The sequence below is a fragment of the Methylobacterium sp. NPDC097929 genome, from assembly GCF_049543375.1.
Taxonomy (GTDB): domain Bacteria; phylum Pseudomonadota; class Alphaproteobacteria; order Rhizobiales; family Beijerinckiaceae; genus Methylobacterium.
The window spans coordinates 1354393-1368793 of sequence record NZ_JBMVEP010000001.1; the positions used below are offsets into that span (position 1 = coordinate 1354393).

Consider the following 14401-nt stretch of genomic DNA (forward strand, 5'->3'; position numbering starts at 1 on the left):
GACGGGCCATGATTTCGAAGATCCTCGACTTCTCCGTCCACCAGCGCTGGCTCGTGCTGCTGCTGTCGCTGCTGGCGGCCGGATTCGGTGGCTATGCCGTGACCAAGCTGCCCATCGACGCCGTCCCGGACATCACCAACAACCAGGTCCAGATCAACACGACCGCGCCCTCGCTCTCGCCCGTCGACATCGAGAAGCAGGTCACCTACCCGGTCGAGACCGCGCTCGCGGGCATCAAGGGGCTGGAATACACCCGCTCGCTCTCGCGCAACGGCTTCTCGCAGGTCACCGCCGTCTTCGCGGAGAAGCTCGACATCTACTTCGCGCGCCAGCAGGTCGCCGAACGCCTCTCGCAGGTGAAGCAGGACCTGCCGCCCGGCGCCGAGCCCGCCATGGGCCCGATCTCGACCGGCCTGGGCGAGATCTACATGTGGTCGATCCACTACGCCAAGCCGGGCGAGCGCCAGGTCTCGGCCGCGGGTAAGCCCGGTTGGCAGCCGGACGGCAGCTACCTGACGCCGGAAGGTCAGAGCCTCAGGACGGAACTGGAGCAGACCGCCTACCTGCGCACGGTCCAGGACTGGATCATCCGCCCACAGATCAAGACGGTCCCGGGGGTCGCCGGCATCGACGGCATCGGCGGCTTCGAGAAGCAGTACCACGTCCAGCCGGACCCAACGAAGCTCGCCGCCCGCGACCTGTCCTTCGGTGACGTCGCCCGCGCCCTGGAGACGAACAACGCCAACCAGGGCGCCCGCTACCTGGAGGACAACGGCGAGGGCTACGTCGTTCGCGCCGCCGGGCGCCTGGAGAGCATGGACGAGATCGGCGACGTGGTCGTCGCCACCCGTGCCGGCGTCCCGGTGCGCATCCGGGACATCGCCGAGGTCCGCATCGGAAAGGACTTGCGCACCGGCTCCGGCAGCGAGAACGGCCAGGAGGTCGTGATCGGCACGGCCCTGATGTTGATCGGAGACAACAGCCGTAAGGTCGCCGCCGCGGTCGACGCACGCATGGAGCAGATCCGCAAGTCGCTGCCGCCGGGGGTCGAGGTGCAGACCGTCCTCGACCGTACCCGCCTCGTCGAAGCCACCATCAAGACCGTGGCCAAGAACCTGTCCGAGGGCGCCGCCCTCGTCATCGTCATCCTGTTCCTGCTGCTCGGCAACATCCGCGCGGCCATCATCACGGCGCTCGTCATCCCGGTCGCCATGCTGATGACCATGACCGGGATGGTCGAGGCGAAGATCTCGGCCAACCTGATGAGCCTCGGCGCGCTCGACTTCGGCCTGATCGTCGACGGGGCGGTCATCATCACCGAGAACGCCCTGCGGCACCTCGCCGAGAAGCAGCACGAACTCGGGCGGAGCCTCGACACCGAGGAGCGCCTGCAGACGGTGCGGGCCTCGGCCGAGGAGATGATCAAGCCCTCCCTCTACGGGCAGGCCATCATCATCCTGGTCTACGTCCCGCTCCTGACCTTCACCGGGGTGGAGGGCAAGATGTTCGAGCCGATGGCGCTGACAGTCATCATCGCGCTCGTGGCCGCCTTCGTCCTCTCGCTGACTTTCGTGCCCGCCCTGATTTCCATCGTCATCACCGGCAAGGTCACCGAGGAAGACAACTTCATCATCCGTGCGTTCAAGGCAGCCTACCGCCCGGTGCTGGCCGCTGCGGTCCGCGCGCCCGTCGCCTTCGTCGTCGGAGCGCTCCTGCTCCTCGTCGGTGCGGGAATCCTCTCCACACGCCTGGGCACCGAGTTCATCCCGCAGCTCGACGAGAAAAGCATCGCGCTCAACGCCACACGCATCCCCTCGACCTCGCTGACCCAGTCCCAAGCGATGCAGCTGAAGGTCGAGCAGGCCGTGTCAAAATTCCCGCAGGTTGCCTACGTCTTCTCGAAAACCGGCACGGCGGAGGTCGCATCGGACCCGATGCCGCCGAACTCGTCGGACACTTTCGTCATCCTGAAGCCTCAGGAGGAATGGCCCGACCCGAGCCTGTCCAAGGCGGACCTGCAGGAGCAGATCGAGAAGGCGGTCGGCGAACTCGCCGGCAACGTCTACGAGTTCTCCCAGCCGATCCAGCTGCGTTTCAACGAGCTCTTGGCCGGCACCCGCGGCGACCTCGCCGTGAAGGTGTTCGGCGAGGAGTTCGAGCCGATGCTCAAGGCGGCCAATCAGGTCGCCCAGGTGCTGCGCGGCATCACCGGGGCCGAGGACGTCAAGGTCGAGCAGACCGCCGGCCTGCCGTTCCTGGAAATCAAGATCAACAAGGCCGAGGCCGCCCGCTACGGGCTCAGCGTCGGCGCCATCCAGGAGGTCATCGGCGCGGCCATCGGCGGCAAGGATGCCGGCGTGGTGTTCGAGGGCGACCGGCGCTTCCCCATCGTCGTGCGCCTGAACGACAAGGTGCGCGAGGACCGCGAGGCATTGGAGAACATCCCGGTGCCGCTTCCTCCGGGGCTGAACGGACGGGCGAGTTCGGTCCTGCTCAAGCAGGTGGCGTCGTTCTCGGTGACCGAGGGGCCGAACCAGATCTCGCGCGAGAACGGCAAGCGTCGGGTCGTGGTGACGGCCAACGTGCGCGGCCGCGACATCGGCTCGCTGGTGGCGGAGGCGCAAGGAAAGGTCGCCGCACAGGTCCAGCTTCCGTCCGGTTACTACGTCACCTGGGGTGGCCAGTTCGAGAACCTCGCCTCCGCCAAGCAACGTCTCATGATCGTGGTGCCGGTCTGCTTCTTCCTCATCTTCCTGCTGCTCTACTCGGCGCTGGGCTCGCCCCGGGACGCCCTGCTGGTGTTCAGCGCGGTGCCCCTGGCCCTGACCGGCGGCATCGCGGCGCTGTGGCTGCGGGGCATGCCCATCTCGGTGCCGGCGGCGGTCGGGTTCATCGCGCTCTCGGGCGTGGCGGTGCTGAACGGCCTCGTGATGCTGACCTTCATCAAGCAACTCGTCGCCGAGGGACGGCCCAAGCGCGAGGCCATCCTCGAAGGCGCCATGATCCGGCTGCGGCCGGTGGCGATGACGGCGCTCGTCGCCTCGCTCGGCTTCGTGCCGATGGCCATCGCCACGGAAACCGGCGCCGAGATCCAGCGGCCGCTCGCGACCGTGGTCATCGGTGGCCTGATCAGCGCCACCTTGCTGACCTTGGTCGTCCTGCCGGCCCTGTACGCGCGCTTCGGCAGGGTCGAGACCACGGCAGCGGCTGAGCGCCCGGCGCCGTCGGTTCCTCGCCAACTCAAGGCGGCGGAGTAGCCCCGATGGGAAGGGTCCGGTCGGGCATGCTCGTGTGGTTCGGCTTGACCATGGCCGTTCAGGCCGAGCCGACCAAGATCGTCGGCATCGGTGCCGCCTCCTGTGCCCGGTTCGGCGCGGATGCCGCGGCGCAGCCAGCCATGGAGCGCGACTACTTCGCCTGGGCGCAGGGGTTCATGAGCGGCGCGCTGATCCGGGCGCCGGACGGGGTCGACGAGGGCTTGGACCTCGCGCCGCCCTCCATGCCCTTGGCCGCCCAGGCGGACTTCCTACGCACGTTCTGCGCGGCCAATCCGGCCACCGATTACTCGGACGCGGTTCGTGCCCTCTACCACCGACTGCGTGGACCCGCGTCCTAGGAACCGGGTCCGACGGGAGACCGAGCGATGAGGTGGCACCTGCGCGTCCTTCACGCGGCCGCATTCGCGGTCGTCCCGGCCCTCGCCGCCGATGCGGGCGAGGCGCCGTTCGGCCTTGCGTGGGGACCGCTCTCCGAAGTGCCCCGTCCGCTGAAGGTCGACCGCGAGGCGAACTTGACGGCCCTGTACTACCCGCAGGGTTGGCGGCCGGCCACGGGACCCGGGACGGCCGAGGTCATCCTGGTGATCTGCCGGACCGAGGGGCTGCAGCAGGTGGTCTGGGTCGGCGTGCCACTCTCCGGCGACGACCTCGCGAAAGCGCGTCGGGCCATCCACGACGAAGGCGTTCGCCGTTACGGCGAACCCGAGCCGGGACCGACGGCGGATGCGGAACTCTGGCCCGGTGGGCAGGCGCTGCTGGCCAGCCGCGAAACCGCGGACGGACGGCGCGAACTCGTCATGACGACGTTCGGCCCCGGATACCAGGCCTGTTCCGGGACGCACCACGTCGAGGCCGGGCATCCGGCTGGCGCACACGTGGCCGACCTGATCGGCGGAATCGCGCCCTGAAACCCGCGGTCGGACACATCATCGCAAACCTGGGATCGGCATATGGGACACGGACACGCACACGGCGGCGGCCATGGGCATTCGCACGGCGGCGGCATTCCCTCGGGCTCGGCTGCGGCCCGCAACAAGGGACGCCTCGCCTGGGCGCTCGGGCTGACCTTGACCTACATGTTCGCCGAGGTCGTCGGCGGCCTGCTCACCGGCAGCCTCGCGCTCCTGGCGGATGCCGCGCACATGGTCACGGACGCCGGCGGCCTCGCCCTGGCGTTGCTCGCCATTCACTACGCGGCCAAGGCGCCGACGGCGGGCAAGAGCTTCGGGTATATGCGCTTCGAGATCCTCGCGGCGCTCGCCAACGCCGTCGTGCTGCTCGGGGTCACCGCCTACATCCTCTACGAGGCCTATCGGCGCTTCGTGGAGCCGACCGAGATCCTCGGCTGGCCGATGATGCTGGTGGCGCTGGTTGGGCTGGGCGTGAACCTCGCCAGCATGAAGCTGCTGTCGGGCGGCTCGTCCGAGAGCCTCAACGTGAAGGGCGCCTACTTCGAAGTCTTTTCGGACATGCTGGGCTCGGTCGGCGTCATCCTCGCGGCCCTCGTGGTGATGGGCACGGGCTGGACCTGGGTCGATCCTCTCATCGGCGCCGGCATAGGCCTGTTCATCGTACCCCGGACCTGGCGACTGCTGAGCGAAGCCCTTCACATCCTGTTGGAGGGCACGCCTCCCGGCGTGGACCTCGCCGCCCTGAAGACCGAGATCGAGGCGATGCCGGGGGTGCGCCGCGCCTACGACCTGCATGCCTGGACGTTGACGTCGGGCTTCGACGCGATGAGCGGGCACGTGGTGGTCGACGACGTCGCCGGCGGGCCGGCGGTGATCCGTGCCGTGCGGGGCCTAATGAAGGAGCGGCACGGCATCGAGCACGTCACCGTCCAGGTCGAGGACGAGGCACTCTCCGCGGAGTTCCCGCACCTTCCCGTCTGAGGCGGCGCGGCCATGGTAGGCAAGAAGCTGGCCCGGGAAATCGAGAGATGGGAGTCCAAGCCGCGCGGCAGGCGTCGTGCCCGTCCGCACGTCAGAAGGCGGGCGGGACGCGACCTCGTCAAGGTGCTGGCGGTGTGCTTCCTGCTCCTGGGCTTCCTGGTGCTCCTGGGCCATTTGTCCTGACCCGGAGGTAGCCGGGCCGAGGCGGCCTGCGCGGAAGGAACCGCACGGGCCGCCCCACCGACGGCCCTACTGCTTCTCGAACCGCGCCTGGATGTTGTGCCCGTGCATCTTCGCGGACAGCACGACCTTCGCTCCCGCCGCCAGCGGGGCCTTAAGGTCGGCCATGAGCTTGTTCGGCGCCCCCGGCTTCAGGGTCAGCGTCTCCGTCTTGCCTCCGACCTGCACGAATGCCTTGGCCGAGAGGCCGGCGGTCTCGACCGGCTTGCCGTCCTCACCGGTCACGAAGAAGGTGATGCCGGTCTCGGTCGCGACGAACTCGACGGGATGTCCATCGGCGACCGTCGTCTGGCCGCCGTTCGGGCCGGCGGCGAGGCAGGGCGACGCGAGGGCGATGGCGACGGCAACGACGGCGAGGCGGAAGGGGGAGCGCATGACGATGTCCTTTCTCGGGGGTCGGGAAGGTCTCAGAACGCCTCGACGGGCGAACTTCTCGGTGCCTCGGGTGAAGCCTCGGGGCGGTGACGGGCCTCGTCCCGCAGCCGCTCCAGGGGCTTGCGGCCGAAGGTCAGGAACAGCACCGGGGTCAGCACGGTGTCGAGCAGCGTCGCACTGATCAGGCCGCCGAAGATCGTCACCGCCACGGGGTGCAGGATCTCCTTGCCCGGCGCGTCGGCGCCGATCATCAGCGGCACCAGGGCGACGCCCGCCGAGAGCGCCGTCATCAGGACCGGCGCCAGCCGCTCCAAGCTGCCGCGGATGACGAGGTCGCGCCCGAACGGCATGCCCTCGTGGATCGCCAGGTTCAGGTAGTGGCTGATCTTGAGGATGCCGTTGCGGGTGGCGATGCCGGTCAGCGTGATGAAGCCGATCATCGAGGCGACCGAGAGTGGCTGCCCGGCTATCCAAAGGGCGGCCACCGAGCCGATCAGGGCGAGCGGGATGCTGCCTAGGATGATCAGCGTGAAGACGACCGAGCGGTAACGGGAGTAGAGCAGCGCGAAGACCAGGGCGAGGGAGAGCAGCGACAGCAGGCCGATGGTCCGGCTCGCCTCTGCCTGGGCCTGGAAAGAGCCCTCCAGGCTCGTGGCGTACCCGTTGGGCAAGTTCGCCGCGGCGACCTTCTCCTGGATGGCCTGGACGATCTTTCCCATGTCGGAGCCGGGTTGGGTGTTGGCCTGCACGACGATGCGGCGCCGGGCGTTCTCGCGCAGGATCTGGTTCGGCCCGTCGGTCTCGCGGATGTCGGCGATCTGGCGGGCCGGCACCCAGCCGGACGGGGTCTCGATGAGGAGGTCGCCGAGGCGCTGGGTCGTGCGCATCGTGTCGGAGAGGCGCATCACCACGTCGAAGCGGCGGTAGCCGTCCACCACCCGCGAGACCACCTGCCCGTTCGACAGGCGGCTCAACTGCTCGACCAGGGCCGCGGGTTGGACGCCGTAGAGGGCCGCGCGGGCATAGTCGACGCGAATTTCCAACTGGGGGATGAGCACCTGCTTCTCGACCTGGAGGTCGGCGAGGCCGGGGATGTCCGAGAGCCGCGCCCTCGTGTCCTCGGCGAGCGCGCGCAGGGTGTCGAGATCCTCGCCGAAGATCTTGAGCGCGATCTCGGCGCGCACGCCCGAGAGCATGTGGTCGAGCCGGTGCGAGATCGGCTGGCCGACGTTGACGCTGACGGGCAGCACCGCGAGGCGCCCGCGGATGTCGGTGACGAGTTCGGGCTTGGGTCGCGACCCCGGCTTCAGGTCGATCTCAAGGTCGGAGGAGTGGACGCCTTCCGCGTGCTCGTCGAGCTCGGCCCGGCCGGTGCGGCGACCGATGGACTTCACGTCCTGCATCTCCAGGAGCAGCCGTTCCGCCACCAGTCCGATCCGGTTGCTCTCGGCCAGCGAGATGCCGGGGTTGAAGGTCATGTTGACCGTGAACGAGCCCTCGTTGAACGGCGGCAGGAAGGTGCGTGGCAGGAAGGTCGCCGCGAGCCCGGCCGCCGCCACCGCCAGACCGGCGACCGCCATGACCGGCCGGCCATGCCCGAGCAGGCCGCGCAGCAGGGCGGCGTTCCCGCGCTTAAGCCACTTGAGGAATCGGCTGTCATGCTCCTCCAGTCGCTTGAGGCCCGGCAGCAGGTAGTAGGCCAGCACCGGCGTCAGGGTGATGGAGACGAGGAGGCTCGCCAGGATCGAGACGATGTAGGCCTGACCCAGCGGGGCGAAGAGCCGGCCCTCGATGCCCGACAGGGCGAAGAGCGGCACGAACACCAGCACGATCACCATAGTGGCGTAGACGATGCCGGAGCGCACCTCGTTCGAGGCCTCTACCACGACTGTGAAGACGCTTTTGGGGTTACCCGCTTTACGGTTCTCGCCGAGTCTCCGAAAAATGTTTTCGACGTCGACCACCGCGTCGTCGACGAGTTCGCCGATGGCGATGGCGAGGCCGCCAAGGGTCATCGTATTGATCGACAGCCCGGCGAGGTGGAACACGACCGCGGTCGCCAGGATCGAGACCGGGATCGCCGTGAGCGAGATCGCGGTGGTGCGCACGTTCAAGAGGAAGGCGAACAGCACCACCGCGACGACGACGACGGCCTCCATCAGCACCGTCTCGACGTTGCGTATCGAGGTCTCGATGAAGTTCGCCTGCCGGAAGATGAGCTGGTCGGCGCGCACGCCGCGAAAGGCGCAGGCCTCGCCGACGGGTTCGGCCACGGACGGACCCGTCCGATCCGAGCTGCCCTTGCCCGCGTCGGGGCCGCAGGCGTTCAGGCTGGCGGTGATCTCCGCGAGGGCCGCCTCGACCTCGCGGGTGAGCCGCACCGTGTCGACGCCCGGCTGCTTCTCGACCGAGACCACGACCGCGGGCGCGCCCATGTAACCGGCATCACCCCGCTTCACCCGGGCCGCGAAGGAGACCTCGGCCACCTGCCGCAGGTAGATCGGTCGGCCGTTGACGGTGGCGACGACCATGTTGCGCAGGTCGTCGAGGCTCATGCTCCGGCCGAGGTTCCGGATCAGGTACTCGCGGGCGTACTGGTCGGTGAAGCCGCCGCCGGTGTTGGTGCCGAACTGAGCCAGCGCCGTCTCCAGTTGGCCGTGGGTGACGCCGAGCGCCCGCAGGGCCGTCGGCTGGGGCGCGACGCGGAACTGGCGCACCTCGCCGCCCATCGGGATCACCTGGGCGACGCCGGGGATCGAGAGCAGGCGTGGTCGGATGGTGAAGTCGGCGAGTTCCCGCAATTGCATCGGCGAGACCGTGCCGCCGTTGAGGGCGACCATCACGATCTGGCCCATGATCGAGGAGACCGGACCCATCATCGGGTTGACGTTTGGGGGTAGTTGCGGGCGCACCATCGCGAGGCGCTCGGCGACCTGCTGGCGGTTGCGGTAGATGTCGGTGCCCCAGTCGAACTCGACGTAGATCACCGAGAGGCCGACGCCGGACACGGAACGCACCCGGGTCACGCCCGGCAGGCCGTTCATCTGCGTCTCGACCGGGAACGTGACGAGCTGCTCGACCTCCTGGGGGGCGAGTCCCTCGGCCTCGGTCATGATCGTCACCGTCGGCCGATTGAGGTCCGGGAATACGTCGACCGGAAGCTTGGTCGCGGTGAAGGCACCGTAGATGACGAGCACCGCGGCGAGCGCCAGTACGAGGAGGCGGTTGCGCAGGGATTGCGTGACGAGGAGCGTGAACACGGGTTGGCCTCCTCAGCGGACCTGGTTGAGGAGTTCGGCGCCTTGGGTCACGATCCGCTTGCCCGCGGCGAGCCCGGAGACGACCAGAACCTGCCCCGCATCGAGCGGCTCGACCCGCACCTCGCGGGGCTCGAAGCGCTCCGGCGCGGTGTGCTCATAGACGATGCTTTGGCCGTTGCCGCCACGCACCACGCTCATGCGCGGAAGCGCCAACCCCTTCTGCTGTGCGTCGGTTGCGGCCAGCACGGTGACGAACTGCCCGGTCCGCAATTCCGACGGCGCGCCTTCGACGGCGAAGTGCATCGGCACGGCTTGGCTGCGGTCGGCGAGCCCTGCGCCCATGTAGGCGAGGCGCAGCATGCGACCGTCGGCAAGGCGGGCGGTGGCGTGCTGGCCGCCGGTGAGGGCGTCGAAGCTCAGCGCCTCGACCCAGAGGCGGGTCGGGTCGACGATCTGGAACACCTGCACGCCGGGGCTCGCCATCTGCCCGGCCACGGCGGTCGCCTCGGCGATCACGCCGTCGACCGGCGCCTTGAGTGCTTCGGGCTGCTGGCGGATTGTGTCGAGGGCGGCGCGGCGGTCGAGCAGACCCTTCAGCTCGGCCTGGGCGTCCTCCAGTTGCACCTGCGATACGGCGCCGCCCGGTGCGAGCTTGCGGTAACGTTCGACCCGTCGCTCGGTGACTGCGATCTGCTGGTCGAGTTCGCCCTGGCGTTGGCGCATGTCGGAGGCGTCGACCGCCTGCACCGGCGGCGTGACGTAGGCCAGCACCTCGCCCTTGCGCACCCGCGTGCCGAGCCGCGGGAAGATCCCGGATTCCGGCGGCGAGAGCCGGCCGCCGACCGAGGACTGCACGACCCCGCTGGCACTCGGATCGGGCACGATGCGCCCCGGCAGCTCGACGGTGCGGCGCATGATGTCGGAGGATGTCACCACCGTGCGCACGGCCAGTACCCTCTGGGTGGGCTTGGGCACGAAGATCGACCCGTCCGGTTGACGTCGCGCCAAGTCCTGTCCCCCCGGCGCCGGGGCGGCCATGATGGTGGTTTGCGATCCGGGGGCACTCCCGTGACCGTGCCCCTCGCCCGCGAAGGCGCGCGGCGCGAACGCGAGGGCGACGATGAGGGCGACGAGGGCAGTGGCCGGCAAGTAACGGCGCCCCTTCATCAGGAGCGTGACCGCGATGCCGAGAAGGAAGCCGGTGCCGCCGATGGCCAGCGGCAGCGGGTCGGCCTCCTTCAGGTGGCGCTGAAAGTCGTGGGCCGCGGCGAGGCCGGATGCCCACGCGGAGACACCCGCCTCAGACTTCGGCGGCGGTGCCTCCCGCACCGTCAACGTAACCGGAAACATGTCGGTTGAGCCTGCCGCGGTCACGGTGAAGAGCACCTCGTGCTCGCCGGGGTGCAGGCTCCAATGTGCATCGACCGCGTAGCTGCCGTCCGGCATGGGCGAGGCGGTGACGGAGCCGTCCGGCGTCTCGGCTCGGACGACGGCGTCCGTCACAGGCTCGTTGGTGCCCACACGGTCGAGGAACACGGCCAAGCGGCCGCTTCGGACGATGGCGACCAATTCGAGCGCGTCGGTGCTCGACGTACTGCGCGGCGCTGTAGCCGCCGCCGGAGCCTGCGCCTCGTTGCCGTGGTCGTGCCCCTCATGGGCGACGGCGAGCGTCGGCGCACCGGCCCAGAGGCCAAACGCCAGGAGAGCCGTCCGCAGGGCGGAGGCGTAGAGAACACGCATGGGATGATCGAGCCTTCGCGTAAAGGAGGCTGGCGGCTGTCGTTCACGGACAGCCGCTCAGGGCGCGCGTTGGAGCGCGGACCTCAGGCGAAGGTTCGAGGGGGTTTAGGAAGCGTCTCAGGAACCACGCTGTCGAACGTGACTTTGCGGACGCCAGCCAACGTTCGCTCGGGCTTCCAGGCAACCACGACGGTCAAGCAGTCCCAGCGCGCGAACGACGCTGGGCAGCAAAGGCCGCAAGGACCAGCCACCGACTCTTCGGCGCTTCGGTCGGCATGGCCCACCATGTCGTCAACCTGACCTGGCCCTCCAGTCACTTGGTACCCGACCGAGACGGACGTGTCGTGTCCGACGTGAAGCTCCCCCGCGTGCGAGTGTCCAGCACCCGCCACCGAAAAGGCGGCAAGCGACACGATCTGGAAGACCGTGAGCAACGAACGCCAAAAGGACCGGGTGGCCGACATGATACGGGGTGCATAGCACATCCACGCGGGCAGACCATGAGCTTTTTGGCGCTCAACGAGTGGCGCCCCGACGAAAGTCCTTGGATGTATCCGCCCCAACCGTTCGGTCCGGTGAGCGAGGTTCAAATCCGGGCACCGGCGGGGCCGGCCGCCGGTAGGGGGTTAGGTCCCGGCCGCCATTCCGGCCGCCTTAGTGTCAGGGGTGAGGTTGTTCGCGTGCAGGGCGCGACTTCGCCCGCCGGGCTTCCTGCTCGGAGGCCATGGCCTCCGTCACCGCGTACACTCTGGTTTCAGATTGGGAACAAACAAAGAACCTAGCGGTTGCGACTCTCGAAGCTGGGCTTAACGGGTCTGACTGGGCGTCGGACGCGATCCAGCCTCGCAAGATGGGTTCCATTCCAGGACCATCCCGGCTGCAGGAGGGGGGCGTGGCCAAGAACATCGTGGTCTTCTCGGATGGCACCGGCCAGGAAGGTGGCCTCCGCGAGGAACAGCGCCTCAGCAACGTCTACAAGCTCTACCGCGTCTGCCGGGTCGGGCCGGACAGCGGCATTGACCCGCGCGAGCAGGTCGCCTTCTACGACGCCGGCCTCGGCACGGACGGCTCGGCCCCGGGTTTCGTCGGTGCCTACCGCCGACTGCAGAAGCTGCTGTCCTCGGTGACCGGCCTGGGCATCACGAAGAACATCGCCGACTGCTACGAGTTCGTCATCAACCACTACGAGCCCGGCGACCGCATCTACCTGATCGGCTTCAGCCGAGGGGCCTACACGGCCCGTTGCGTGGCCAACGTTCTGTTCCTGTGCGGCGTCCCGACGAAAGTGCCGGGCGGAGACCTTCCACGCTTCCGCAAGGCGACGCGGGACATCGCGGATGAGGCGGTGATCAAGGTCTATGAGTACGGCGCGGGTTCACCGCGGGGCGGCGACTACGAGAAGGACCGGTTCGAGTTGGCGAGGCGATTCCGGCGCAAGTACAGGTCGGGTGACGACCTTTCCTCGAACGTGGCACCGCACTTCATCGGCGTGTTCGACACCGTCGCCTCGCTCGGCGCGACCGGACCCAAGTGGTGGGGCATCGCGGCCGGCCTGACGATCCTGGCCGTGCTGGTTGCAGCCGTGCCCGCCGTCCTGTCCGACCTAGCGTTCGGCACCGGCTACTGGCGCCCGTTCCTGGCCACCCTCTCGCTCACTGCGGCGTTCGTCCTCTGGCGTTGGCTGCCGACAGCGGTCAAGACCATCACCGACTCACCGGTGAACGGGAAGGCGCGCTGGCACATCGCGCAATGGCGCTCCGGGAACTACGACCAACTGCTGAGCGGCCATGTCGGCTATGCCCGGCATGCCCTCTCCATCGACGAGACCCGCGCCGACTTCCCGCGGGTCAGGTGGGGCAGCCGGGACGGGGTGCGGAAAAAGGTCCAGGGCGAGCCTGATCCGCTCATCCAGATGTGGTTCGCCGGCAACCACTCCGACATCGGCGGCAGCTACCCCGAAGCCGAGAGCCGGCTGTCCGACGTCGCCTTGCAGTGGATGGTGGAGCAGGCCACCAAGATCCCGGATCCGCTTCGGGTCGACGGGATGGTGTCCGGAGAGCCCGGTACCGGCCGGCTGCACCTGCATCCGGCGTCCGATGGTATGCAGCACTGCGAGGTCGCCGGCATGCACGACTCCATCGCCGGCATCCTTCCCCGCTGGCTGTCCCGTCGCATGGGATGGCTGGGATGGCCGGTGAAGGTCCGGGAGATCCCGGAGGATGCCCTGGTCCACCCGAGCGTCAGGGAAAGATTCGATCTGGCCGAGGTGACCCAATGTGATGGGAAAGGTCCCTATAGGCCGTTGGCGTTGGCGAACCACCGGGACTTCCGGACCGCTTATGCGCCGGGCTCGCCAAACCCAGGGGCAGCGAAATCCGGATACCTCATGCCTCGTCGTCCATAGCCCCGCTCATGCATTTCTTTGAGCAGGCGGTTCTCCAGAACGAGGTCGGCCACGACCTCCTTCAGCGCGCCCGCCTCGCGGCGCAGGTCCTTGACCTCATCCGCAGTTGCGGCACGGGCGTGTCGCCGGCAAGCCGCCGCTTGCCAGTTTCCAGGAACTCCATGGACCGGCCGTAGTACATTGACGAGACGATGCTCTCGCGCCGACACAGTCCGGCGATGCTGTCCTCACCGCGCAGGCCCTCCAGCACGATGCGGATCTTCTCCTCCGCCGATAACTGCCGGCGCGTGGCCCGGCGGATGTCCTTGAGCACGGTCTCTGCCGGCTTTTTCACCAGCCTGGATGACTGTTTCATCTTCGCTCCTGGGGCTACGATGAACCAGCCATCCTCCGTTCGTGCAGGGGCCTCAATCCGTCTCACGAGCGCTGACGGCGGACACATGGACAATGTGGGTCGTGTCTCCCGGCCCGACCTGAAGGTGCCGTTCACCACCGGCTACGCCGCGAATTAGATTCTCGAAAACAAGCATCTCGTACCGGGCATGGCGGTCTTGACCAAGCCATTCGCCGTCGACACGATGGCCGCCCGCATCCGCTCCATGATCTAGCCATCTAACGCAGAGCCGATCGGGCGACGCATAGTCCCCTAGGGCGTGATTCTCGACGACCGTAAGGCAGGCTACCCTCACAGGGTTGACCTTCCCATCGTGGAAAGCCTTATCCGGGCCAACTGCTACGTGCGGGAGGCCGGAAGGCTTTATGCTTACCCTAAAAACTGGCATCGTCGATTCGTGACGTTCTGGCTCGCCCTCTGGCGGCTGCTTCCGCTCCTGGCGGTTCTCAGCCTAGCCCTGACGCCGGTGACCGCCTCCGCGGCCGCCGCGGGCATGCACGCGTTCGCGACGGTTCAGGCCCGCGGCTCGCACGAGCCGATGCCCGCCATGGACCATGCCGGCATGGACATGGGCGGCATGAACATGGACGACATGCCCTGCTGCCCGCCGGAGAAGGCGGACAAGCCGGACTGCGCCAAGTCGGGCTGCCCGTTGATGGCGCTCTGCCTCGCCAGCGTCGCCTCTCTGCTGCCGATCGCGATCACCATCGCGGCGCCAAGCGCGACGCGTGCGGCACCGGCTTGGCCCGACACGGCGTCCTTCGCCAGCCTGCACGGGCCACCGCTACCCGAGCCACCCCGAGCCTGAACCCGATGCC

General features: G+C 68.3%; 10 protein-coding genes and 1 pseudogene. 7 read left to right on the plus strand and 4 right to left on the minus strand.

The window, feature by feature from the left end:
* Positions 1-8 precede the first annotated feature (8 nt).
* Genes ACPCJR_RS06435 through ACPCJR_RS06455 form a run of 5 tightly spaced genes read left to right on the plus strand, consistent with a single transcriptional unit; the run spans position 9 to position 5353 of the window.
* On the plus strand, positions 9-3257 hold the full coding sequence (locus tag ACPCJR_RS06435) for an efflux RND transporter permease subunit (RefSeq protein WP_003596840.1): 3249 nt from the start codon (positions 9-11) through the stop codon (positions 3255-3257).
* 5 nt (positions 3258-3262) lie between these two features.
* Positions 3263-3616: a hypothetical protein gene (locus ACPCJR_RS06440; RefSeq protein WP_003596841.1), complete on the plus strand. Its 354-nt coding sequence runs from the start codon at positions 3263-3265 to the stop codon at positions 3614-3616.
* Positions 3617-3643: 27 nt separating this feature from the next.
* Entirely contained in the window at positions 3644-4186 is a 543-nt protein-coding gene (locus ACPCJR_RS06445; protein ID WP_003596842.1) for a hypothetical protein, read from the plus strand.
* A 42-nt stretch (positions 4187-4228) separates the two neighbouring features.
* Positions 4229-5170, plus strand: a complete 942-nt coding sequence (locus ACPCJR_RS06450; RefSeq protein ID WP_003596846.1) for a cation diffusion facilitator family transporter — start codon at positions 4229-4231, stop codon at positions 5168-5170.
* A gap of 12 nt (positions 5171-5182) precedes the next feature.
* Positions 5183-5353 carry a hypothetical protein gene (locus ACPCJR_RS06455; protein ID WP_003596848.1) on the plus strand — a complete coding sequence of 57 codons (171 nt, stop codon included), beginning with the start codon at positions 5183-5185 and terminating at the stop codon, positions 5351-5353.
* Between the two features lie 66 nt (positions 5354-5419).
* Here the strand turns inward: ACPCJR_RS06455 and ACPCJR_RS06460 are convergent, their stop codons facing one another.
* From ACPCJR_RS06460 to ACPCJR_RS06470, 3 genes are read right to left on the minus strand one after another with little or no spacing between them, the layout of a single operon-like run.
* The gene (locus ACPCJR_RS06460) at positions 5420-5785 is read right to left on the minus strand and encodes a hypothetical protein (RefSeq protein ID WP_003596849.1); all 366 of its coding nucleotides are present in this window, start codon (positions 5783-5785) and stop codon (positions 5420-5422) included.
* A gap of 32 nt (positions 5786-5817) precedes the next feature.
* Positions 5818-9045 (minus strand): efflux RND transporter permease subunit, encoded by a 3228-nt coding sequence (locus ACPCJR_RS06465; RefSeq protein WP_166060449.1) that lies wholly within the window; start codon positions 9043-9045, stop codon positions 5818-5820.
* A gap of 12 nt (positions 9046-9057) precedes the next feature.
* Positions 9058-10785, minus strand: a complete 1728-nt coding sequence (locus tag ACPCJR_RS06470; protein ID WP_166060450.1) for an efflux RND transporter periplasmic adaptor subunit — start codon at positions 10783-10785, stop codon at positions 9058-9060.
* A gap of 892 nt (positions 10786-11677) precedes the next feature.
* On the opposite strand from ACPCJR_RS06470, the gene ACPCJR_RS06475 reads away from it, so the two are divergent.
* On the plus strand, positions 11678-13189 hold the full coding sequence (locus ACPCJR_RS06475) for a DUF2235 domain-containing protein (RefSeq protein WP_166273455.1): 1512 nt from the start codon (positions 11678-11680) through the stop codon (positions 13187-13189).
* On the opposite strand, the pseudogene ACPCJR_RS06480 reads toward ACPCJR_RS06475, so the two are convergent.
* A pseudogene (locus ACPCJR_RS06480) lies at positions 13162-13544 on the minus strand (IS3 family transposase); the annotation flags it as partial. The gene ACPCJR_RS06475 and the pseudogene ACPCJR_RS06480 overlap by 28 nt on opposite strands.
* Before the next feature lie 436 nt (positions 13545-13980).
* On the opposite strand from ACPCJR_RS06480, the gene ACPCJR_RS06485 reads away from it, so the two are divergent.
* Positions 13981-14391: a hypothetical protein gene (locus ACPCJR_RS06485; protein WP_166060452.1), complete on the plus strand. Its 411-nt coding sequence runs from the start codon at positions 13981-13983 to the stop codon at positions 14389-14391.
* Positions 14392-14401 lie beyond the last annotated feature (10 nt).